The sequence below is a fragment of the Streptomyces sp. NPDC055099 genome (assembly GCF_053607685.1).
In genome coordinates, this window is record NZ_JBSGUA010000003.1 from 11685 (window position 1) to 33182 (window position 21498).

Annotated in this window: 17 protein-coding genes; 13 read left to right on the forward strand and 4 right to left on the reverse strand. The window is 71.6% G+C overall.

Translation table 11 applies throughout. The features are described from left to right. Window positions 1-64 precede the first annotated feature (64 nt). From ACWFRU_RS08110 to ACWFRU_RS08140, 7 genes are all read left to right on the forward strand, one after another. Window positions 65-2842, forward strand: a complete 2778-nt coding sequence (locus ACWFRU_RS08110) for a DNA translocase FtsK (protein WP_453685301.1) — start codon at window positions 65-67, stop codon at window positions 2840-2842. A gap of 188 nt (window positions 2843-3030) precedes the next feature. After that, entirely contained in the window at window positions 3031-3918 is an 888-nt protein-coding gene (locus ACWFRU_RS08115) for a helix-turn-helix domain-containing protein (protein WP_453685302.1), read from the forward strand. A gap of 76 nt (window positions 3919-3994) precedes the next feature. Further along, window positions 3995-5488, forward strand: a complete 1494-nt coding sequence (gene rimO / locus ACWFRU_RS08120) for a 30S ribosomal protein S12 methylthiotransferase RimO (RefSeq protein ID WP_453685303.1) — start codon at window positions 3995-3997, stop codon at window positions 5486-5488. Further along, window positions 5485-6276 (forward strand): CDP-diacylglycerol--glycerol-3-phosphate 3-phosphatidyltransferase, encoded by a 792-nt coding sequence (gene pgsA, locus ACWFRU_RS08125; protein WP_453685304.1) that lies wholly within the window; start codon window positions 5485-5487, stop codon window positions 6274-6276. The genes rimO and pgsA overlap by 4 nt, the downstream gene beginning before the upstream one ends. 5 nt (window positions 6277-6281) lie before the next feature. Continuing rightward, complete coding sequence (locus ACWFRU_RS08130) at window positions 6282-6896, forward strand: CinA family protein (RefSeq protein ID WP_453685858.1); 615 nt, start codon at window positions 6282-6284, stop codon at window positions 6894-6896. Between the two features lie 109 nt (window positions 6897-7005). Further along, window positions 7006-7380 (forward strand): helix-turn-helix domain-containing protein, encoded by a 375-nt coding sequence (locus tag ACWFRU_RS08135; protein WP_160507571.1) that lies wholly within the window; start codon window positions 7006-7008, stop codon window positions 7378-7380. A 260-nt stretch (window positions 7381-7640) separates the two neighbouring features. Then, window positions 7641-8111, forward strand: coding sequence for a Dps family protein (locus tag ACWFRU_RS08140; protein ID WP_453685305.1), 471 nt, complete (start codon window positions 7641-7643; stop codon window positions 8109-8111). A gap of 647 nt (window positions 8112-8758) precedes the next feature. Here ACWFRU_RS08140 and ACWFRU_RS08145 read toward each other — a convergent pair. The 3 genes from ACWFRU_RS08145 to ACWFRU_RS08155 form a co-directional block, all read right to left on the reverse strand. Next, window positions 8759-9607, reverse strand: coding sequence for an SDR family NAD(P)-dependent oxidoreductase (locus ACWFRU_RS08145; protein ID WP_453685306.1), 849 nt, complete (start codon window positions 9605-9607; stop codon window positions 8759-8761). 50 nt (window positions 9608-9657) lie between these two features. Further along, window positions 9658-10458 carry an Fpg/Nei family DNA glycosylase gene (locus ACWFRU_RS08150; RefSeq protein ID WP_453685307.1) on the reverse strand — a complete coding sequence of 267 codons (801 nt, stop codon included), beginning with the start codon at window positions 10456-10458 and terminating at the stop codon, window positions 9658-9660. A 293-nt stretch (window positions 10459-10751) separates the two neighbouring features. Continuing rightward, a complete protein-coding gene (locus ACWFRU_RS08155) occupies window positions 10752-15446 on the reverse strand; it encodes an ATP-dependent helicase (protein WP_453685308.1) in 4695 nt (1564 codons plus the stop codon). 80 nt (window positions 15447-15526) lie between these two features. Between ACWFRU_RS08155 and ACWFRU_RS08160 the strand changes: the two genes are divergently transcribed. From ACWFRU_RS08160 to ACWFRU_RS08175, 4 genes are read left to right on the forward strand one after another with little or no spacing between them, the layout of a single operon-like run. Next, entirely contained in the window at window positions 15527-16456 is a 930-nt protein-coding gene (locus tag ACWFRU_RS08160; RefSeq protein ID WP_453685309.1) for an AraC family transcriptional regulator, read from the forward strand. Beyond that, the gene (locus ACWFRU_RS08165; protein ID WP_453685310.1) at window positions 16426-17220 is read left to right on the forward strand and encodes an AzlC family ABC transporter permease; all 795 of its coding nucleotides are present in this window, start codon (window positions 16426-16428) and stop codon (window positions 17218-17220) included. Before ACWFRU_RS08160 ends, ACWFRU_RS08165 begins: the two co-directional genes overlap by 31 nt. Continuing rightward, window positions 17217-17525 carry an AzlD domain-containing protein gene (locus ACWFRU_RS08170; RefSeq protein ID WP_453685311.1) on the forward strand — a complete coding sequence of 103 codons (309 nt, stop codon included), beginning with the start codon at window positions 17217-17219 and terminating at the stop codon, window positions 17523-17525. The genes ACWFRU_RS08165 and ACWFRU_RS08170 overlap by 4 nt, the downstream gene beginning before the upstream one ends. 49 nt (window positions 17526-17574) lie before the next feature. Continuing rightward, window positions 17575-18774 carry a PucR family transcriptional regulator gene (locus ACWFRU_RS08175; protein ID WP_453685312.1) on the forward strand — a complete coding sequence of 400 codons (1200 nt, stop codon included), beginning with the start codon at window positions 17575-17577 and terminating at the stop codon, window positions 18772-18774. On the opposite strand, the gene ACWFRU_RS08180 is transcribed toward ACWFRU_RS08175, so the two are convergent. Further along, window positions 18745-19698: a hypothetical protein gene (locus ACWFRU_RS08180; RefSeq protein ID WP_453685313.1), complete on the reverse strand. Its 954-nt coding sequence runs from the start codon at window positions 19696-19698 to the stop codon at window positions 18745-18747. The two genes, ACWFRU_RS08175 and ACWFRU_RS08180, sit on opposite strands and share 30 nt — an antisense overlap. 79 nt (window positions 19699-19777) lie before the next feature. Between ACWFRU_RS08180 and ACWFRU_RS08185 the strand changes: the two genes are divergently transcribed. Both ACWFRU_RS08185 and ACWFRU_RS08190 read left to right on the forward strand, forming a co-directional pair. Then, window positions 19778-19972, forward strand: coding sequence for a DUF3046 domain-containing protein (locus ACWFRU_RS08185; protein ID WP_451210905.1), 195 nt, complete (start codon window positions 19778-19780; stop codon window positions 19970-19972). Window positions 19973-20077: 105 nt separating this feature from the next. Continuing rightward, window positions 20078-21406, forward strand: a complete 1329-nt coding sequence (locus ACWFRU_RS08190; RefSeq protein ID WP_453685314.1) for an AI-2E family transporter — start codon at window positions 20078-20080, stop codon at window positions 21404-21406. Window positions 21407-21498 lie beyond the last annotated feature (92 nt).

Genomic DNA, 21498 nt, shown 5'->3' on the forward strand with positions numbered 1-21498 from the left:
ACACAAACGGGTGAAGCGGTGGGCACACGTGTCCGCAGTGGCCTCCACCGGTAACCTCAGACCCATGGCCTCACGTCCGTCCGCAGCCAAGAAGACGCCCGCGAAGAAGGCGGCCGCGCCCACCAAGGCTCCGGCGAAGAAGGCCGTGGCCAAGAAGCCGCCCGCCAAGAAGGCCCCGGCGAAGAAGGCGCCCGCCAAGAAAGCCGTGGCGAAGAAGCCCGTACCCAAGCCGGCGCCCAGTCCCACGGGCGGCGTGTACCGCCTCGCGCGCGCCCTGTGGCTCGGTCTCGCGCACAGCGTGGGCGCGCTGTTCCGCGGCATAGGGCGCGGCGCGAAGGGACTCGACCCCGCGCACCGCAAGGACGGCCTCGCGCTGCTGCTGCTCGGCATCGCGCTGATCGTCGCCGCCGGCACCTGGTCGAATCTGCGCGGTCCCGTCGGGGATCTCGTCGAGATGCTGGTGACCGGCGCGTTCGGCCGCCTCGACCTGCTCCTTCCGATACTGCTCGCGGTCATCGGCGTACGCCTCATCAGGCACCCCGAGAAGCCCGAGGCGAACGGCCGCATCGTGATCGGCCTGTCCGCTCTCGTGATCGGCGTGCTCGGCCAGGTGCACATCGCCTGCGGTTCGCCCGCCCGCGCGGACGGCATGGCGGCCATACGGGACGCGGGCGGACTCATCGGCTGGGCCATGTCGACCCCGCTGATCTTCACCATGGGCGAGGTCCTCGCCGTACCCCTGCTCGTCCTGCTCACCGTCTTCGGGCTGCTCGTGGTCACGGCGACGCCCGTCAACGCCATCCCGCAGCGGCTGCGGCTGCTCGGCGTCAAGCTCGGCATCGTCCAGCCGGCACCCGACGAGGTGCAGGGTGACTACGCGGACGACGACGAGCGTTACGAGGAGCAGTGGCGCGAGGCGCTGCCCGCTCGCTCACGCAGGCGCGCCGGGGCCCCTGAGGCGTACTCCCCGGACCAGGCGGAGGAGGAGGCGCTCACCCGGCGCCGCAGGCCCCGCAGGGCCGCACAGCCCTCCCTGGACCGTCCGATGGACGCGGTGGACGTGGCGGCCGCCGCGGCAGCCGCGCTGGACGGTGCCGTGCTGCACGGCATGCCGCCCTCGCCGCTGGTCGCCGACCTGACGCAGGGCGTCTCCGGGGAGCGCGACGAAAAGCCCGAGCCGCCCGAGAAGCCGGCGGAGAGTTCCGCGCCGGTGCCGACCGCGCGCGCCACGGACAGCCCGCCGCCCGGCGTGCGGCGGAAGAAGCCCGGCGAGTCCGAGGACTCCGGAGTGCCGGACCTGACCAAGTCCGCCCCGGAGAGGCAGCGGGAGCTGCCGCCGCGGGCCGAGCAGCTGCAGCTGTCCGGCGACATCACGTACTCGCTGCCCGCGCTCGACCTGCTGGAGCGCGGCGGCCCCGGCAAGACCCGCAGCGCCGCGAACGACGCGGTCGTGGCCTCGCTCAGCAACGTCTTCAGCGAGTTCAAGGTCGACGCGGACGTCACCGGATTCACGCGCGGCCCGACCGTCACGCGGTACGAGATCGAGCTCGGCCCGGCCGTGAAGGTCGAGAAGATCACGGCTCTGGCCAAGAACATCGCCTACGCGGTCGCCAGCCCCGACGTCCGCATCATCAGCCCCATCCCCGGCAAGTCCGCGGTCGGCATCGAGATCCCGAACACCGACCGCGAGATGGTCAACGTGGGCGACGTGCTGCGTCTGGCGGACGCGGCCGAGGACGACCACCCCATGCTGGTCGCGCTCGGCAAGGACGTCGAGGGCGGCTACGTCATGGCCAACATGGCGAAGATGCCGCACATCCTGGTCGCCGGAGCCACCGGCTCCGGTAAGTCCTCGTGCATCAACTGCCTGATCACGTCGATCATGATGCGGGCGACCCCCGAGGACGTACGGATGGTCCTCGTCGACCCCAAGCGCGTCGAGCTCACCGCGTACGAGGGCATCCCGCACCTGATCACGCCGATCATCACCAACCCCAAGCGAGCCGCCGAGGCCCTCCAGTGGGTCGTGCGCGAGATGGACCTGCGCTACGACGACCTGGCGGCGTTCGGCTACCGGCACATCGACGACTTCAACCAGGCCGTGCGCGAGGGCAAGCTCAAGACGCCCGAGGGCAGTGAGCGTGAGCTCACCCCCTACCCGTACCTCCTGGTGATCGTCGACGAGCTCGCCGACCTGATGATGGTCGCCCCGCGCGACGTCGAGGACTCGATCGTGCGCATCACGCAGCTCGCCCGGGCGGCGGGCATCCATCTGGTGCTCGCCACGCAGCGGCCGTCCGTGGACGTCGTGACCGGCCTGATCAAGGCGAACGTGCCCTCGCGGCTCGCCTTCGCGACCTCGTCGCTCGCCGACAGCCGCGTCATCCTCGACCAGCCGGGTGCCGAGAAGCTGATCGGCAAGGGTGACGGGCTCTTCCTGCCGATGGGCGCGAACAAGCCCACCCGTATGCAGGGCGCTTTCGTCACCGAGGACGAGATCCACGCCGTCGTCCAGCACTGCAAGGACCAGATGGCGCCCGTCTTCCGGGACGACGTCACCGTCTCCACCAAGCAGAAGAAGGAGATCGACGAGGACATCGGCGACGATCTCGATCTGCTCTGCCAGGCCGCCGAGCTGGTCGTCTCCACCCAGTTCGGCTCCACGTCGATGCTCCAGCGCAAGCTGCGGGTCGGCTTCGCCAAGGCCGGACGGCTCATGGACCTCATGGAGTCGCGCGGCATCGTGGGTCCCAGCGAGGGCTCAAAGGCTCGTGACGTTCTTGTGAAACCCGATGAGCTGGATGGCGTGCTGGCCGTGATCCGCGGGGAGGCTCACCCATAAGGGAGCGGCAGGCAACCGTTTCCTCTCGGCATACGTCAAGTTGAGGGGAGGGAAAGCACCGTGCCCCACCATCAGGATGTCCCGCCATTCCGATGGCGTACAAAGTCCGTCGCCCAGTTGCCCCACCCTTCGGGAACCCCCCTAGACTGAACATCCGGCAGGTGGCTACACGCTCGAAAGGCGCCCCCGTGTCCATCGGCAACTCCCCTGAAGACGACCGCCCTTCAGACCACCGACCTAACGACGACCTGCCCGCGGACGACCGTCCGGCAGCCGAGAGTCCGGCTGACGACCGGCCCTCCATCGGGCGCACGCTGCAGCAGGCGCGCATCGACGCGGGCCTGACCGTCGACGAGATCAGTACGTCCACTCGGGTGCGTATCCCGATCGTGCACGCGATCGAACAGGACGACTTCTCCCGATGTGGCGGAGATGTGTACGCCCGCGGACACATCCGTACGCTCGCACGTGCCGTGGGGCTCGATCCTGCCCTCCTGCTGGCCCAGTACGACGAGGCGCACGGCGGTCGCCCGCCCGCGCCCACTCCCGCGGCGCCGCTCTTCGAGGCCGAGCGGATCAGGTCCGATCGGGGCCGCCCGAACTGGACCGCGGCCATGGTCGCTGCGATCGTCGCCGTCATCGGCTTCGTCGGCTTCACCGCGTTCAGCGGCGGCGGCGAAGAGGACGGATCGAAGTCGCAGGTCGCCGAGGGCGCCACACCGGCCACCAGCAAGCCCGCCAGCAAGCCCGCGCCGAACAAGCCCGCAGACCCCAAGCCGGACCCGTCGGACAGCGCGATCGCCGGCGCTCCCCAGGACAAGGTCACGGTCAAGGTCAACGCCGCGGACGGCCGCAGCTGGATCTCGGCCAAGGACCACAACGGCCGCACGCTCTTCGACGGCGTCCTGGAGCAGGGCAAGTCGAAGACCTTCCAGGACAAGCAGAAGATCGACCTCGTCCTCGGTGACGCGGGCGCGATCCACCTGTTCGTGAACGGCAAGACGGTCGACAACGAGTTCGAGCCCGGCCAGGTCGAGCGGCTCACGTACACCAAGGGCGACCCCGAGGTCGGCTGACCCTTGTGACGGCGGGTGACGGCGGCCCGGACCCTCGCGGCGGGGGCCCGGGCAGGGACGAAGTAGTCTTGAGAGCATGCCCGAACGCCGTACCGTCGCCCTTGTCACTCTTGGCTGCGCCCGTAACGAGGTGGACTCGGAGGAGCTCGCAGGCCGCTTGGAGGCGGACGGCTGGCAGCTCGTCGAGGCCGCCGAAGACGCGGATGTCGCCGTCGTCAACACCTGTGGATTCGTCGAAGCCGCCAAGAAGGACTCCGTCGACGCCCTGCTGGAAGCCAATGACCTCAAGGGCCATGGCAAGACCCAGGCCGTCGTGGCCGTCGGCTGCATGGCCGAGCGCTACGGCAAGGAACTCGCCGACGCCCTCCCCGAAGCCGATGGTGTCCTCGGCTTCGACGACTACTCCGACATCTCCACCCGCCTGAACACCATCCTCAGCGGCGGCAGTGTCGAGGCCCACACCCCGCGTGACCGGCGCAAGCTCCTGCCGATCAGCCCCGCTGAGCGCCAGGAGGCGGGCTCAGACGTCGCGCTGCCGGGCCACGCGCCCGTGGACCTGCCCGAAGGGCTCGCGCCCGCCTCGGGGCCGCGTGCCCCGCTGCGGCGGCGCCTGGGCACCAACCCCGTCGCCTCGGTGAAGCTGGCCTCCGGCTGCGACCGGCGCTGCTCGTTCTGCGCCATCCCCTCCTTCCGCGGGTCCTTCATCTCGCGGCGCCCCTCGGACGTGCTCGGCGAGACGCGCTGGCTGGCCGAGCAGGGCGTCAAGGAGGTCATGCTCGTCTCCGAGAACAACACCTCGTACGGCAAGGACCTCGGTGACATCCGTCTCCTGGAGACGCTGCTGCCCGAGCTGGCCGCCGTCGACGGGATCGAGCGGGTGCGCGTCAGCTACCTCCAGCCCGCCGAGATGCGCCCCGGGCTCATCGACGTACTGACCTCCACGGAGAAGGTCGCCCCCTACTTCGACCTGTCCTTCCAGCACTCCGCCCCCGGCGTGCTGCGGGCGATGCGGCGCTTCGGGGACACCGACCGCTTCCTGGAGCTCTTGGACACCATCCGTACGAAGGCGCCGCAGGCCGGCGTGCGGTCCAACTTCATCGTGGGCTTCCCCGGCGAGACCGAGGCCGACGTGGACGAGCTCGAGCGGTTCCTCACGGGTGCGCGGCTGGACGCCATCGGCGTCTTCGGGTACTCCGACGAGGAGGGCACCGAAGCGGCGACGTACGAGCACAAGCTGGACCAGGACGTCGTCGACGAGCGGCTCGCGCGCATCTCGCGGCTCGCCGAGGAACTGACCTCACAGCGTGCCGACGACCGTCTCGGTGAGACCGTCGAGGTGCTCGTGGAGTCCGTGGACGAGGAGGACGGCGCGATCGGCCGGGCGGCTCACCAGGCGCCCGAGACGGACGGCCAGATCCGCTTCGCGGGGGCCACGGGTGGGGAGGACCTGCAGGTCGGTCGTATGGTCGTGGCAAAGGTGGTCGGCACGGAAGGTGTGGACCTGGTGGCTGAGTACAGCGAAATTCTGGGCGACTCGCCCCGGATTCCGGCCGAGGAGGCACGCAGATGACCGGAGTCCCGGCATCCGCCGCGGGCGGCTCCGGCGCGCAGGGCGCCAAGCCGGTGCGCGGCGGAAAGTTGGGCGCTGCGGCCGTCAATCAGGCCAGCGTGTGGAACGTCGCCAACTTGTTGACGGTGATCCGGCTGCTGCTCGTGCCCGGCTTCGTGATGCTCCTGCTCGCCGACGGCGGGTACGACCCGGCCTGGCGCGCGTGGGCGTGGGCGGCGTTCGCCGTCGCCATGATCACGGACCTCTTCGACGGGCACCTCGCACGTACGTACAACCTGGTCACGGACTTCGGGAAGATCGCCGACCCCATCGCCGACAAGGCGATCATGGGCGCCGCGCTGATCTGTCTCTCGTACCTCGGCGATCTGCCGTGGTGGGTGACGGGCGTCATTCTCGGGCGTGAGCTCGGGATCACACTGCTGCGCTTCTGGGTGATCCGCTTCGGTGTCATTCCGGCCAGTCGCGGCGGCAAGATGAAGACCCTCTGGCAGGGCACGGCCGCCGGGATGTACGTCCTCGCGCTGACCGGGCCGCTCGCCACGCTGCGGTTCTGGGTGATGGCGGTCGCCGTCGTCCTGACCGTCGTGACCGGCCTCGACTACGTGCGCCAGGCGATCCTGCTGCGCCGCTCCGGCCTCGCGGAGGCGCAGGCGGCGTCGCTGGCCTCCGCCGCGGCGGCGGAGGCGGCAGCGGCAGCCGCGGAGGCATCGGCCTCCGCTTCCGGCGAAGGAGGCGCAGAGGCGTCGGCCTCCGCTTCCGGCGAAGGGAACCGGGAGTCGGCTTCGTGAAGTCGATGGGTTCCGTGATGTCGACGGGTTCGGCCGCGCAGGTGCTGCGGCTGCTTCAGGCGCGGGGCGAGACGCTCGCCGTCGCTGAATCGCTCACCGGGGGCCTGGTGGCCGCCGAGCTGACAGCCGTGCCGGGGGCCTCGCGGGTCTTCCGCGGGTCCGTGACGGCTTACGCGACCGAGCTGAAACATGAGCTGCTCGGGGTCGACGGCACTCTGTTGGCCGAGCGCGGCGTCGTGGACGCCGAGGTGGCGCTGCAGATGGCGGCGGGTGTGCGCAAGGTCATGGGCGCGGACTGGGGTATCGCGACCACGGGCGTCGCCGGGCCGGAGCCGCAGGACGGGCAGCCGGTCGGGACGGTCTTCGTGGCGGTCGCGGGGCCGGTCGTGGCCGTCGGCGGGCCGGTTTCCCCGGATGCCGGGCCTGCGACGGCGGTCGGCGGCGTGGATTCCGCTCTTCGCTCTGAGGGGAAAGTCGCCGCTCTGCGGTTGAACGGTGAGCGTTCGGACATCCGTATGGAGAGTGTACGGAGCGTGCTCACGCTGCTGGTCGAGCGGCTGTCCGGCGAACGTGCCGGGAACGGGCGGGCACAGGATACGGAACAGAACGGGGGGACTTGATGTTTGCAGCCCTGAGTGAACACGACATCGCTCCCCGCACGGCCGCCGCGCGAGGCGGTACGGTGGGGCGTGAAGGATGCGGCTACGCGGTCCGAGGAGGGAGCCACCGATGATTCTGCTCCGTCGCCTGCTGGGTGACGTGCTGCGTCGGCAGCGCCAGCGCCAGGGCCGTACTCTGCGCGAAGTCTCCTCGTCCGCCCGAGTCTCGCTCGGCTATCTTTCCGAGGTGGAGCGGGGGCAGAAGGAGGCATCCTCCGAGCTGCTTTCCGCGATCTGCGACGCGCTTGACGTACGGATGTCCGAGCTGATGCGCGAGGTGAGCGATGAGCTCTCCCTCGCCGAACTGGCTGCGTCGGCAGCGGCTACGGAACCGGTGCGCGCACCGGTTCGCCCGATGCTCAATTCCGTCTCGGTGAGCGGTGTGCCGCCGGAACGGGTGACGATCAAGGCGCCTGCGGAGGCGGTGGACGTCGTCGCCGCGTGATGCTGCGTTGACTGCGCACGCTGTTTGAGCGCTCATATGTGTACGAAGCCCTGGCTGGGTTACCGGCTGGGGCTTTTGTGCGTTTCGGGGGCTTGTCCAGCCAGGGGTGGGGCGGTGGGGCGGAATGAGGGGTGAGCTGGGGAGCGGGCTGGCTGGGGTGGTGACGCTGCGCGCACTCTGTGCGATGTCCCTATTGGCTCATTTATGCCATGGTTGGTGGGGGTTTTCGCTTACGCGTTCCCATGATCTTTGGAGGCTGGATGTACGTCGTGAAGAGCCCTCTGTCCGAAGCGGATCTGAAGACGGTCTCAGAAGCCCTGCAAGGGGCGCTCGTGGACCTGGTCGATCTCTCCCTGGTGGCCAAGCAGATCCACTGGAACGTGGTGGGCACGCGCTTCCGCTCCGTCCATCTGCAGCTCGACGAGGTCGTGGACACGGCGCGGACACACTCCGACACTGTGGCGGAGCGGGCGTCCACGCTCGGTGTATCGCCCGACGGTCGCGCATCGACCGTGGCGCGGAGCAGCGGCATCGGCGATGTCGCCGCCGGCTGGGTCAAGGACGCGGACGCGGTGGGAACGCTGGTGGACGCGCTTGGTGCGGTGATCACGCGGATGCGGGAGCGGGTCGAGGCGACCGGCGAGGCGGACCCGGTGAGCCAGGACATCTTCATCGGGATCACGGCCGACCTGGAGAAGCATCACTGGATGTTCCAGGCTGAGAACGGTTGATCGGGGAGGGGCTGGGGCGGGGGCGCGGGCTGAGAACGGGTGATCGGGGAGGGGCTGGGGGGGTGCGGTGGGCGACTGGCCGGGTACGTGCGTCGTCGTGGGGGAGCTGAGCCGGTTGAGCCCGGGGAGTGGCTGAACGGGGCGGTGGTCGTGCCTCGTGTGCCCTGTGGTGCGCCCTCCCGTCCAGCGGGTCCGGGCATCTAGCGTCGGACGCCAGGTTCAGGATTCGGGCGTCGGGCCTCGTGCGGAGGTGGTGGCCGTGGCATGGAGAGTCGTGCGGTGGGCGCCGGCTCTGGTGCTCGGCGCGCTCTGGTGGTGGGGCGTGCTGCGGCTGGCCCTCGTCCCTGAGGCGGGCGTCCTGGAGGGGGCTGTCGCGGCCGGTGGGTGGGGGCTGAGTCTGCTGCCGGTGCACTGTGTGCCGCAGTCCCGTGCTGTGGGGGCGTCGCGAGCTGCGGCTCGGGCTGCTCGGGCGTCCCGGGCGCCCCAGGCATCCCGAGCTGCTGGGTCCGCCTCGCAGGCCTCTCCGGGCGGGGAGAGTGGCCGGGGGGCGGGTGGTGCGGCGCATGGTGGTGCGGCGCGTGGTGGTGTGGCGGGGTGGTTTGGGAAGCGTACGGCCGGGGGTGTTGCCCGGTCCGCCGGTGACGCTGTCACCAAGGCATGGCGACGCCACCGTTCGGGCGGAGGATCTGGCCCGTCGTGAAGGCGGAGGCATCGGACGCCAGGTGCAGGACGGCGTGTGCGATGTCCTCCGGCTCGCCCACGCGGCCCAAGGGGGACATGCGGATCATGAGCCCCTCGGTGTGTGCCTGGGCGTCGGCGTCGTGGCGGTCGGTCATAGGGGTGCGGATCCAGCCGGGGGCCACCGCGTTCACGCGGATGCCGTATCTGCCCACCTCGGTGGCGAGAGTCTTCGTGAGCTGGACCACGGCGGCTTTCGCCGCGCCGTAGCAGAGGAGGCCAGGGCCTCCGGTGTCGATGGCGCCCGAGGCCATGGTGATGATGCTGCCGGGGTTGCGGGGGCGGTCGGGGTTGCGGGAGTTGCCGGGGTGGTCGGGCTTGTCCGCGTGCTTCGGCGCGATCTCCGCATTCGCCGCGATCATCGTGCGGGCCGCGGCCTGGCAGGCGTACAGAACGCCCTTGAAGTTGATGTTCAGGACTCGGTCGAGGTCCTCGTCCCGGGTCTCCAGGACAGGACTGTCGTGCATGATCCCGGCGATGGCGGCCATGACGTCCAGGCGGCCGGTGGGTCCGGCGGCGGTCGCGACGGCCTGGTCGACCTGGGACCTGTCCGTGACGTCCACGGAGTGGGTGTGCGCGGTGCCCCCGGCGGCCTTGATGAGCGTGGCCGTCTCGTGGAGTCCCTGGATGTCGCGGTCTGCGCAGTGGACGGTGGCGCCCGCTTCCGCGAGGAGTACGGCCGAGGCGCGGCCGATGCCGCTTGCCGCGCCGGTGACGAATGCGGTGCGTCCGCTGAGGTCGTACGCCGTGAGGGGCATGACGGGACGGTACGGCGGAATCTGACGGGGCGTCAACTGGTGGGGGTAGGTCAGGAAGTTGGGCCCTGTTGGCAGGACGGGCACCAGTACGTGGGGCGGCTGCGGGAGCCGTCGCCCTGTTCTCCCAGGCGGATGGGGGTGCCGCAGCGCAGGCAGGGGCGGGGTGCGCGGCCGTACACGTAAAGGCGCTGGCCCGCGCGGTCGTGTCCCGTGGTGGTACGCGAGGGGCGGTTGCGGTTGGCTTCCAGGAGTTTCTTGGCGAGGGCGGGGACGCGGGAGGCCGTCTCGGCGGGTAGCTCGCCTACAGGGAGCCAGGGCGTGACGCCCAGGAGGAAGCCCATCTCGCACTTGTAGACGTTGCCGATGCCCGCGAGATTGCGCTGGTCGAGCAGGGCTTCGCCGAGGGCGCGTTCGGGCGTCGCGAGGAGGTTGGCGAGGGCCTTGTCGGGGTCCCAGTCGGGGCCCAGAAGATCGGGACCGAGATGGCCCACGGCCTTGTCCTCGTCGGCGGTGCGGAGGAGTTCGAGCACCGGGAGGCGGTACCCGACGGCCGTGCGCTCGGCGTTGCCGAGGATCGCCCTGATCTGGTGGCCGGGGCCGCCCCGCCAGCGCTCACCGGGGGCGTACACCTTCCAGGAACCGTCCATGCGGAGGTGGGAGTGCAGGGTGAGCCCGCCCTCGAAGCGGGTGAGGAGGTGCTTCCCGCGCGGGGTGACGTCCAGGACGGTGCGCCCGGTGAGGTCGACGGTCGCGAGCTTCGGGACGCGGAGGTCGGAGCGCGTGACGGTGTGCCCGGCGAGGGCGCTGTGCAGTCGCCGGGCGGCCTGGTGGACGGTGTCGCCTTCGGGCATGAGATCCAGGGTTGCATGTCGGGGGCGGGGTGGGGGTGCGGTGGGGGCAGGGCGGGGGTGGGTGGCGTGACGGGGGCGAGGTGGGGTGGAGAGGGTGGGGCGGCGTCCGCGAGGGGGTGGCGCCGTTCCGTGGTGGGGGCTCGCCCGCGAGCAGTCGCTGGTGCCGTTCCGCGGAGGTTGCGCCCGCGCGGGGTGGCTGGTGCCGTGCCGCGGTGAAGTTCCGTCCGCGGCGGGTGGTAGTTCCTCCGGTGCGTTGCGTGGCGGGGGCTGTTCGCCGTGGTGCCGTGGTGCCTTTACGCGCGCAGGCGTAGGCCCCGTGGGGTGGCGTGGAAGCCTGCTCCTTCCAGGAGAGGGGCGAAGGGGGAGGTCAGGGAGGAGACGCCGTTGATGCGCTCGACCGTGACCGTGCCGAGTGAGCCCGCGCGGGCTGCGGTGGCGAGCGCTTCGGCTGCCGCGTGCAGCCGGGCGTCCTCGGTGGCCGGGGCGTCGTCCTGCGGGGTCGCGGGCCAAGCCAGCAGGGTCTTGCCGCCGCGCTCCATGTAGAGGGTCAGTTCGCCGTCGACGAGCACGACCAGGGAGCCTGCCTTGCGGCCCGGCTTGTGCCCCGCGTCGGTGGGCGGATCGGGCCAGGGGAGCGCGGCTCCGTAGGCGTTGGCGGGATCGGCGGCCGCCAGGACGAGGGCCTGGACGTCCGAGGGGCGGGAGGAGTAGTTCATGGCGCCTGGTGAACTGTCCGTGCGTTCCCGCGCGTTCGCCGCCGCGCGCAGCCGGTCCACCGCGCCGTCCATGGCGAACTGGGCGGCGCCGAGCCCCTCGACCACATAGCCGCGCCGCGCCTGGCCGCTGTCCTCGAAGGCGGACAGGACGCGGTACGTCGCCGAGAAGCCGCCCTCGACGCCCTCGGCCGCGACAGCCCCGCGGGTGACCACGCCGTGCCGGTCCAGGAGGGTGCGGGCCAGGGCGTGGGCTCGCAGGGTGGGGTCGGGTTCGTGGGCGGGGAGCAGTGACCAGCGGCCCGCCACGGTCGGCGGGCCCGTACGCGACGACGTGGGGCGGGCGGCGCCCGTCAGCGAGCCGTAGCGTCCGCGCGGCATGCTGCGCTTGGCGCGGTGTGCGGTGGAGCCCGCGGTGCGGCCCGAGCCCAGGAGCGAGCGCATCGGGGTGAGCGTGTCGTTCGTGAGCCGTCCGGACCAGGCCAGATCCCAGATCACGTCGGCCAGTTGCAGCTCGGAGGCCTCGGGGTGGGTCGTGGCCCGGATCTGGTCGGCGATCTGCCGGAAGAAGAGGCCGTACCCCCCGGAGAGTGTGTCGAGGACCGACTGGTGCAGCGCGGTGAGCTCCAGCGGATGGGCCGGAGGCAGCAGCAGGGGCGCGGCGTCGGCCAGGTACAGGGAGACCCAGCCGTCCTTGCCGGGGAGGGAGCCTGCCCCGGCCCACACCACCTCTCCGGCGGCGGTGAGTTCGTCCAGCATCGCCGGTGTGTACCCGGAGACGCGGGAGGGCAGGACGAGCTTCTCGAGCGCGGACGCGGGCACGGTCGCACCCTGCAACTGCTCGATGGCGCGCACCAAGCCGTCCACGCCCCGCAGTCCGTGACCGCTCAAGTGCTGCCACTGGGGCAGGAACTGGGCGAGCGCGGCGGGCGGCACCGGCTCCAGCTCGTGCCGCAGGGCCGCGAGGGAGCGGCGTCGCAGACGGCGCAGGACGGCCGCGTCGCACCACTCCTGGCCGATGCCCGCCGGGTGGAACTCTCCTTGTACGACACGTTGGTTGGCAGCGAGGCGTTGCAGCGCGCCCTCGGTCACGGCGACGCCGAGGCCGAAGCGGGCAGCCGCCGTCGCCGAGGTGAACGGGCCGTGCGTGCGCGCGAACCGCGCGACGAGGTCGCCGAGGGGGTCCTTGACGGGTTCGGTGAACGCCTCCGGGACGCCGACCGGCAGCGCGGTGCCCAACGCGTCGCGCAGCCGGCCCGCGTCCTCGATCGCCGCCCAGTGGTCGGCTCCGGCGATGCGGACGCTGATCGCGCGGCGGGCGGAGGCCAGCTCCTGCGCCCACTCCGGCTCGGCTCCGCGCTCGGCGAGCTCGGCGGCGGTGAGCGGCCCGAGGAGGCGCAGCAGGTCGGCAACGCCCTCGGCGTCCTTGACGCGGCGGTCCTCCGTGCGCCACTGGAGCTCCTGCTCCAGCTCCGTGAGGACGTCCGCGTCGAGCAGCTCGCGCAGCTCGGCCTGGCCCAGGAGCTCCGAGAGGAGCCGGGAGTCCAGGGAGAGGGCTGCCGCGCGCCGTTCGGCGAGCGGCGAGTCGCCCTCGTACAAGAACTGCGCCACATAGCCGAACAGGAGTGAGCGGGCGAACGGGGACGGTTCGGGGGTGGTGACCTCGACGAGCCGGACCTTGCGGGACTCGATGTCGCCCATCAGTTCCGTGAGACCGGGGACATCGAAGACGTCCTGGAGGCACTCCCTGACCGCTTCCAGGACGATGGGGAACGAGCCGAACTCACTGGCCACCTGAAGCAGTTGTGCCGCGCGCTGGCGCTGCTGCCACAGAGGCGTGCGCTTCCCGGGGCTACGGCGCGGCAGCAGCAGCGCGCGGGCGGCGCACTCGCGGAAGCGCGAGGCGAACAGGGCCGAGCCGCCCACCTGGTCGGTGACGATCTGATTGACCTCGCCCTTGTCGAAGGCGACGTCCCCGGCACCTACGGGGGCCTGCTCGCTGTCATACCCCACGGGCTGCTCGGTGGGCTCCTGGTCGAACAGGTCCAGGCTCATCAGGTCGGCGTCCGGCAGGCGGAGCACGATGCCGTCGTCGGCGTGCATGACCTGGGCGTCCATCCCGTACCGCTCGGTCAGCCGGGAGGCGAGGGCCAGGGCCCAGGGGGCGTGCACCTGAGCGCCGAACGGGGAGTGCACCACCACGCGCCAGTCACCCAGCTCGTCGCGGAACCGCTCGACCACGATCGTGCGGTCGTCCGGGATGTGGCCGCAGGCCTCGCGCTGCTCGGCGAGGTACGTCAGGACGTTGTCGGCGGCCCAGTCGTCGAGGCCCGCGGCCTGCAGGCGCACGCGCGCGTCGTCGGGTGGCAGCGAGCCGACCTCACGGAGGAAGGCGCCCAGCGCACGGCCCAGTTCGAGCGGGCGGCCCAGTTGGTCGCCTTTCCAGAAGGGGAGTCGGCCCGGGACGCCGGGGGCGGGGGAGACGAGTACGCGGTCGCGGGTGATGTCCTCGATGCGCCAGGAACTCGTGCCGAGTGTGAAGACGTCGCCGACCCTGGACTCGTAGACCATCTCCTCGTCGAGCTCTCCGACGCGGCCCCCGCCCTTCTTGGGGTCGGCGCCGGCCAGGAAGACCCCGAAGAGGCCGCGGTCGGGGATCGTGCCCCCGGAGGTGACCGCGAGGCGCTGCGCCCCGGGGCGGCCGGTGACGGTCCCTGCGACGCGGTCCCAGACCACGCGGGGACGCAACTCCGCGAAGGCGTCCGACGGATAGCGGCCCGCGAGCATGTCCAGGACGGCCGTGAACGCCGACTCCGGGAGCGAGGCGAAGGAGGCGGCCCGGCGCACCAGGGCAAGCAGGTCGTCGACCTGCCAGGTGTCGAGGGAGACCGTCGCGACGAGCTGCTGGGCGAGCACGTCCAGGGGGTTGGCCGGGATGCGCAGCGACTCGATGGAGCCGGTCCGCATCCGCTCGGTGACCACGGCGGCCTGCACCAGGTCCCCTCGGTACTTGGGGAAGACGACGCCGGTGGAGACCGCTCCCACCTGGTGTCCCGCCCGGCCGACGCGCTGCAGACCGGAGGCCACGGAGGGCGGTGACTCGACCTGGACCACCAGGTCGACCGCTCCCATGTCGATGCCGAGCTCCAGGCTGGACGTGGCGACGACGGCCGGCAGACGGCCGGCTTTCAGGTCCTCCTCGACGAGCGCGCGCTGCTCCTTGGAGACCGAGCCGTGATGGGCGCGGGCGAGGACCGGAGGCGCGCCCTTGGCCGCCCCCGACTCGGCCATCAGCTCCGCGGGGGAGTGGTCCTCGGGGAGGGTCTCTCCCGTCGCGCGTTCGTACGCGATCTCGTTCAGCCTGTTGCACAGGCGCTCCGCGAGGCGGCGGGAGTTGGCGAACACGATGGTGGAGCGGTGCGCCTGGACGAGGTCGGTGATGCGCTCCTCGACGTGCGGCCAGATGGAGGGCCGCTCCGCGCCCTGGTCGGAGTCGGCGACCGGGGAACCGCCCAGCTCCGCTAGATCCTCGACCGGCACGACCACGGACAGGTCGAACTCCTTGCCGGACGGGGGCTGGACGATCTCCACCCTGCGCTGCGGCGACAGATAGCGCGCGACCTCGTCCACCGGACGGACGGTCGCCGACAGGCCGATGCGCCGGGCGGGCCGGGGCAGCAGCTCGTCAAGCCGCTCCAGGGAGAGGGCGAGATGCGCGCCGCGCTTGGTGCCCGCGACGGCGTGCACCTCGTCCAGGATCACCGTCTCGATGCCCGCCAGCGCGTCCCGCGCGGCGGAGGTGAGCATCAAGAAGAGCGATTCGGGGGTGGTGATCAGGATGTCCGGCGGGCGCGTGGCCAGGGAGCGGCGCTCGGCGGGCGGGGTGTCGCCCGAACGGATGCCGACCCGGACCTCGGGCTCGGGGAGTCCGAGGCGCACGGACTCCTGGCGGATGCCGGTCAGGGGACTGCGCAGATTGCGCTCCACGTCGACCGCGAGGGCCTTCAGCGGAGACACGTACAACACGCGGCAGCGCTTCTTGGGGTCGGCGGGCGGCGGCGTCGAGGCCAGCTGGTCCAGGGCGGCGAGGAACGCGGCCAGGGTCTTGCCGGAGCCGGTGGGCGCGACGACCAGCACGTCCGAACCCTCGCCGATGGCTTTCCACGCCCCGGCCTGCGCGGACGTGGGCGCGGAGAAGGCCCCCGTGAACCAGCTGCGGGTCGCGGGGGAGAAGCCATCAAGGGCGCCGGAAGCACTGGATGCGGACCTGACCATGACCCCATCGTGCACCCCGCCACTGACAACGGCGCCGACCTGCGGAAAAGGGTTTGCGTGGCTGTCGCAGAATTGGAGGCATGGCAGGTTCGGCGGAGCGGGCGCGGCACTGGCGGTACGCGGAGCTGCCCGGGGTCGACCTGCTGCGTGCCCACTACATCGACAAGACGTTCGTTCGGCACACCCACGAGCACTACGTGATCGCCGCGATCGCCGAGGGCGTCGACGTCTTCCACCACGGCGGCGCCGACCAGTACGCGGGCCCGGGGACCCTGGCCCTGATCAACCCCGACACGCCGCACACGGGCCGGGCCGGTGCGCCCGAGGGATGGCGTTACGCGGCGGTCTACCCGTCGCCTGACCTGGTCGCCGGAATCGCCGCGGAGACCACCGCCATTCGGGGAACCCCCGGTTTCGTCCGTCCGGTGCTCGAGGACCCGTACGCCGTGACGCTCGTCCACCGGGTGCTGCGAGCCGCCGAGGAGGGCAACGCGCTCGCCGCCGACACGTTGCTCAGAGTGGCTGTGACCCGGCTGCTGCGGCACAACGGCGGTGTCGCACCCCAGCGTGCCGCCCGCACGGCGGGCGCCAGGATCGCGGCACGCGCGCGTGCCGTCCTGGAGGAGAGGCTGGCCGACCCGCCGAGCCTGGAGCGGCTCGCCACCGATCTCGGGGTCGGCCCGTTCGCCCTGCTGCGGGCCTTCCGCGACGCCTACGGGATGCCGCCGCACGCATGGCTCACCGACGCGCGTGTGCGCGCCGCACGGCGTCTCCTGGACACGGGCACATCGCCGGCCGAAGCGGCCGTCGCCGTGGGTTTCACCGACCAGCCGCACCTGAACCGGCACTTCACCCGCACGGTCGGGGTACCGCCCGGGGCGTACCAGCGCGAGCGCAAGAACGCAGGCGAAAGCAAGCTCGCAGGCGAGCGCAAGAACGTACAAGACGGGGGATCGGCCCTGCTCGTACCGTCCGGCGTGTGGCAGAACAGACGACACCCGCAGACATAGGCGCAGGCCGTTCAGAAGACCTGGCAGCCGACCGGCCGCCGGAGAAACCCGATTCCGCGGTGGTCCGCGACGCCCTCGGCGTCGGGGTCGCCGTCGGACTCTCCGGCTTCGCCTTCGGGGTGACCTCCGCGGGCAGCGGCCTCACCGTGCTGCAGACCTGCGTGCTCAGCCTGCTGGTCTTCACGGGCGCCTCGCAGTTCGCGCTGGTCGGGGCGCTCGCGGGCGGCGGGAACCCCTTCACCGCCGCGGCGGGCGCCTTCTTCCTCGGCGTACGCAACGCCTTCTACGGGCTGCGGCTCTCGCAGTTGCTCGCCCTCCCGCGCGCGGTGCGCCCGTTCGCCGCCCACTGGGTCATCGACGAGACCGCCGCCGTGTCGCTCGCACAGCCGACCCGGCGAGCCGCCCGCATCGGCTTCACCGTCACCGGACTGAGCCTCTACGTGCTGTGGAACCTCACCACGCTCCTCGGGGCGCTCGGTGCCGAGGCCATCGGTGACACCGACGCGTGGGGGCTCGACGCCGCGGGACCGGCGGTCTTCCTGGCGCTGCTCGCGCCGATGCTGCGTACGACCACGGAGCGGGCGGTCGCGGCGGTCGCGATCGTCCTGGGGCTCGGCCTGCTGCCCGTTCTGCCCGCTGGGGTGCCGGTCCTGATGGCCGCGCTCGCCGTACCGGCGGTGCTCTACGTAGAGGGCCGGAGAGCCACCTCCAAGCCGGCCGACAAAGACGCTCGCCCCGACGACACCCAGAAGGAAGACCGTTGAACATCTGGATCGCGATCGGCGTGACCTTCGTCGGCTGCTACCTCGTGAAGCTCGCGGGCCTCCTTGTGCCCGTGGGCGCCCTGGAGCGTCCGCTCGTCAAGCGCATGGCCGCCCTGTTGCCCGTGGCACTCCTTGCCGCGCTCACGGCCCAGCAGGCCTTCGCCGACGGGCGGGCCCTGGAGCTCGACGCCAAGGCTCTGGGGCTCGCTGCGGCGGCTGTGGCGCTGCTCGTGCGGGCGCCGTTCCTGGTCGTCATCGGGGCCGCCGTGGCCGTCACCGCGGGGGCGCGGGCGCTCATGGGCTGACCGCGTAATACGCGTCACAACGGCGGCCCGCACCCGGAGAGGAGACCCCGTGGCGCTGTCCCCCGAGGCGAAATCGCTCGCGGCGCGCTGCGAGCCCCGGGTCAATGAACTGGCCCGCAGGATGGCCCGTGAGTCGTTCGAGGAGCTCCCCGGGTACGCGGAGCTGCCCGACGACGTGAAGGACCTGGAGATAGCCGCGACCGCGCGCCACGGAGTGCGCCTCTTCCTGCGGCGCGTCACCGACCGGCCCGGCAGTCACCGGCTCTTCCGTGAGCGGGCCGCCCAGCGTGCGGAAGAGGGCATGCCGCTGCACCTCTTGCTGCGTACGCACGCTCTGGGGGTGTACGTCCTGTGGCAGGCCCTGCGCGACGAGGCCCGGCCCGGCGAGGAAGCGGCCCTGATCGAGCTCGTGGACGTCCTCCTGGAGTCGCACCCCTCCATCGTCGGGGCCGTGGCGGAGACCTACCTGGACGAGCGTTCCGCGCTGGAGGCAGAGCAGCGCGCCCAGCGCAGGTCCCTGGTCCGCGGCCTGCTCGACGGCATGGTGCCGCCCGGCCACGTACTGCTGGAGCAACTGAACCTCGCGGGGCCCGTGCTCGTCCTCGCGCTCGGTTTCGACGAAACGCCGGCCGACGGCCCCGTAGCGGTACGGCGGCGTCTGCGACGTGTGCAGACCGCCCTGGACCACGCCTTCGAGGTGGAGGTGCTCGCCCTCCTGGAGGCCGATGGCGGTCGGGTCGTCGTGCCCCAGGCGTGCCGGCCTCCCGAGGACCTGCCGCGCCGGCTCAGCAAGGCCTGCGACCTCCCCGTACGCGTGGCCGCCGTGGACGCAGCGGGGCCCGAGGCGGTGACCGACGCGGCGCGCACCGCGACGGAGATACTGCGCGTCACGCGCGCGTGCGGCCTGCCTCCGGGACTGCACCGCATGGAGGACGTGCTCCTCGAGTACCACCTCTCCCGGCGCAACGAGAGCAGCCACCTCATCTCCGCGCTGCTCGACCCGGTGGCCGACCGGCCCGAGCTCCTGGAGACACTGCGCACCCACCTGGGCCACCAGCAGGAGCGCAGGGCGACCGCCGCCGCCCTTGGCCTGCACCCCAACACCGTCGACAACCGCCTCGCGAAGATCGGCGAGCGCACCGGACTCGACCTGTCGGCACCGCGCGGCACGGCGCTCGCCATCGCGGCGCTGCTCCTGAGGGAGGCCGAGGAGGCTCCGTCAGACGATGGACCGTCCGTACGCCCGTAGGGTGCGCAGCGCCTCGACGGTGACGATCGGGCGGGCTTCGAGAGCGCTGCCCGGCGCCCATTGGCGCCATCGGACCGGCCAGCCGCCGTCCTCTTGCTGCTCCCGCGCGAGATGGTCCAGGGAGCGCGTCATCTCCTCGTCGGTGAACCACGCGCGCGCGAGCGACTCGGGGGTCTTGGCGTAGTCGTGCGCGAAATGGTGCTCACCCGGTGCGTAGCCCGCGGCGACGGGGTAGGCCTCCAACCGCTCGGGGTCGAGCGCCACCAGCTGTTGCTCCCGCGCGACCCTGCCGAGCCGGTCGGCTGCCGCCTGCGCGCGCGGGCGGTCGGGTGCCCCGTCGAGGAAGGCGACGGCCGCCTGGATCTCGTACGGATGGGACTTCTCCAGGGACTCCACGGCGGCCCAGCAAAAGTCGGTGGCTCTGAACAGCCAGGCATGCCACACCTCGTTGCGGTGCAACAGGCCCACTACGGGGCCGGTGGCGAGTAGTTCGCTCGGCGGATCGTCCACCACGGGCACGAACGGCGCCGAGGGATAAGCGCGTTGGCTGGGATGGATCGCCGGGAGGGCACCGTCCGATGTCGACACCGACGTCAGGTAGCGGCACACGCGCTCCACCCGTTGCCCGCCGCAGCGCCCGATCGAGTCCAGGACGCGCAGCGCGTGCCCGACGTGGAGGGGCTGGCTGACGGGGCCGCGCAGGTCCGGTTCGAGCGCGTACCCGTAGCCGCCGTCCTCGGTGCCGTACGCGGCGAGCGCGGTCTCGACCGCGTCGGCCGGACCGGCTCCGGCACCGCCCGCGCCGCTCAGGAAGTGGTACGCGAACCGCCGCTGCTCGAGGACGCGCGCGGTGAGCCAGACGAAGTGCTCGGCGCGTGCGACCGGCGAGGACGCGGCGTGCGGGGATGCTCCGGTTTCGGCCATGCACAGACCGTAGGCCGGAAAGCGCCTTCGGTGATCCCCCTGCGTCCGGCTGCACTCCCAAGGGAGCGATACTGAGGGCATGCGGTTGACGATTTTCTGGGAGCGGATGGCGGACCACTTCGGACAGGGGTACGCCGACTCGTTCGCCCGCGACCACGTGATGGCCGAGCTCGGCGGACGCACGGTGCATCAGGCACTGGACGCGGGCTGGGACGCCAAGGACGTCTGGCGCGCCGTGTGCTCGGCCATGGACGTACCGGCCGAAAAGCGCTGACGGCGGGACACTTCCCCGTTGTTCTGCGGCCCGTAGCGCGCGCCGAGGAGCGCGAAGACGCGGGGGCGGCGGCCGAATGTCGTCGGCGTGGGCGAGACTGGCTCTGTGGCATCGACAGACGAGACCGCGCAGGTCACTCAGGACGTAGCTCCGCTCGGCACGACGCCGCCCGCACAGCCCCCGAACGGGGCGGAGACCGGGCGGGCCGCCGGCATGCCGCGCTGGCTGCCGCGCGCCATGGTGCTCGCCCTCGCGCTCATCGCCTGTTTCCAGCTGGGCAGTTGGGCCTTCCACCAGCTGACCGGGCTGCTGATCAACATCCTGATCGCGTTCTTCCTCGCGCTCGCGGTGGAGCCCGCGGTGAGCTGGATGGCCGCGCGCGGGCTGCGCCGGGGCTTCGCCACCTTCCTGGTCTTTCTCGGTGTCCTGATCGCCAGCGCGGGCTTCATCACGCTCATGGGGTCGATGCTCGCGGGCCAGATCGTGGACATGGTCGAGGACTTCCCCGAGTACCTCGACGACGTCATCAGCTGGATCAACCAGACGTTCCACACGGAGCTCTCCCGGGTCGAGATCCAGGACAGCCTGGTCCACTCGGACTGGCTGCAGAAGTACGTGCAGAACAGCGCCAGCGGCGTCCTGGACGTCTCGGCGCAGGTCCTCGGGGGCCTCTTCCAGCTCCTGACGGTCCTGCTGTTCTCGTTCTACTTCGCGGCCGACGGCCCGCGGCTGCGGCGCGCCCTCTGTTCGGTGCTGCCGCCCGCCCGCCAGGCCGAGGTGCTGCGCGCGTGGGAGATCGCGGTCAACAAGACCGGGGGCTATCTCTACTCGCGCGGTCTGATGGCGCTGATCTCCGGAGTCGCGCACTACGTCCTGCTGCAGGCCCTGAGCGTGCCGTACGCTCCCGTGCTCGCGGTGTGGGTCGGCCTGGTCTCGCAGTTCATCCCGACCATCGGTACGTATCTGGCGGGCGCGCTGCCGATGCTGATCGCCTTCACGGTCGATCCCTGGTACGCGCTGTGGGTGCTGATCTTCGTCGTGGTCTACCAGCAGTTCGAGAACTACGTCCTGCAGCCCAAGCTCACCGCAAAGAGCGTGGACATCCACCCGGCGGTCGCCTTCGGGTCGGTCATCGCGGGCACGGCACTCCTCGGTGCGGTCGGCGCCCTGATCTCCATCCCGGCGATCGCGACTCTGCAGGCCTTCCTGGGCGCGTACGTGAAGCGGTACGACGTCACGGACGACCCGCGCGTCCATGGACACCGGCGCAAGGGCGGGGCGTCCCTCCTCACGCGCATGAGGCGCGCGCTGCGTGGGCCGAACCATCCGGGGGCGAGTTCGGAGGCCGAGGTCGCCGCCGAGGAGGCTTCGGGAGCCAGCCCTGACCCCGCTTCAGGGTCGGGTCCGGAGTCGGGCCCGGACGAGCGCCGGTAGCGCCGGGAACCGCCCGAGTGCCGCCGTCCGCCCGGCGGACGGACCCCTTCCGTACTCTCGGTGGGGCCCGCGTGGTGCGCTTGACACCAAAA

What these genes read in the sequence shown, in the direction of transcription:
- ACWFRU_RS08110 (WP_453685301.1), top strand. Translation starts at nt 65, where the DNA reads ATGGCCTCACGTCCGTCCGCAGCCAAGAAGACGCCCGCGAAGAAGGCG.
- rimO (WP_453685303.1), top strand. Translation starts at nt 3,995, where the DNA reads ATGCCCGAACGCCGTACCGTCGCCCTTGTCACTCTTGGCTGCGCCCGT.
- pgsA (WP_453685304.1), top strand. Translation starts at nt 5,485, where the DNA reads ATGACCGGAGTCCCGGCATCCGCCGCGGGCGGCTCCGGCGCGCAGGGC.
- ACWFRU_RS08130 (WP_453685858.1), top strand. Translation starts at nt 6,282, where the DNA reads ATGGGTTCCGTGATGTCGACGGGTTCGGCCGCGCAGGTGCTGCGGCTG.
- ACWFRU_RS08135 (WP_160507571.1), top strand. Translation starts at nt 7,006, where the DNA reads ATGATTCTGCTCCGTCGCCTGCTGGGTGACGTGCTGCGTCGGCAGCGC.
- ACWFRU_RS08140 (WP_453685305.1), top strand. Translation starts at nt 7,641, where the DNA reads ATGTACGTCGTGAAGAGCCCTCTGTCCGAAGCGGATCTGAAGACGGTC.
- ACWFRU_RS08145 (WP_453685306.1), bottom strand. Translation starts at nt 9,607, where the DNA reads ATGCCCCTCACGGCGTACGACCTCAGCGGACGCACCGCATTCGTCACC.
- ACWFRU_RS08150 (WP_453685307.1), bottom strand. Translation starts at nt 10,458, where the DNA reads ATGCCCGAAGGCGACACCGTCCACCAGGCCGCCCGGCGACTGCACAGC.
- ACWFRU_RS08155 (WP_453685308.1), bottom strand. Translation starts at nt 15,446, where the DNA reads ATGGTCAGGTCCGCATCCAGTGCTTCCGGCGCCCTTGATGGCTTCTCC.
- ACWFRU_RS08160 (WP_453685309.1), top strand. Translation starts at nt 15,527, where the DNA reads ATGGCAGGTTCGGCGGAGCGGGCGCGGCACTGGCGGTACGCGGAGCTG.
- ACWFRU_RS08180 (WP_453685313.1), bottom strand. Translation starts at nt 19,698, where the DNA reads ATGGCCGAAACCGGAGCATCCCCGCACGCCGCGTCCTCGCCGGTCGCA.
- ACWFRU_RS08185 (WP_451210905.1), top strand. Translation starts at nt 19,778, where the DNA reads ATGCGGTTGACGATTTTCTGGGAGCGGATGGCGGACCACTTCGGACAG.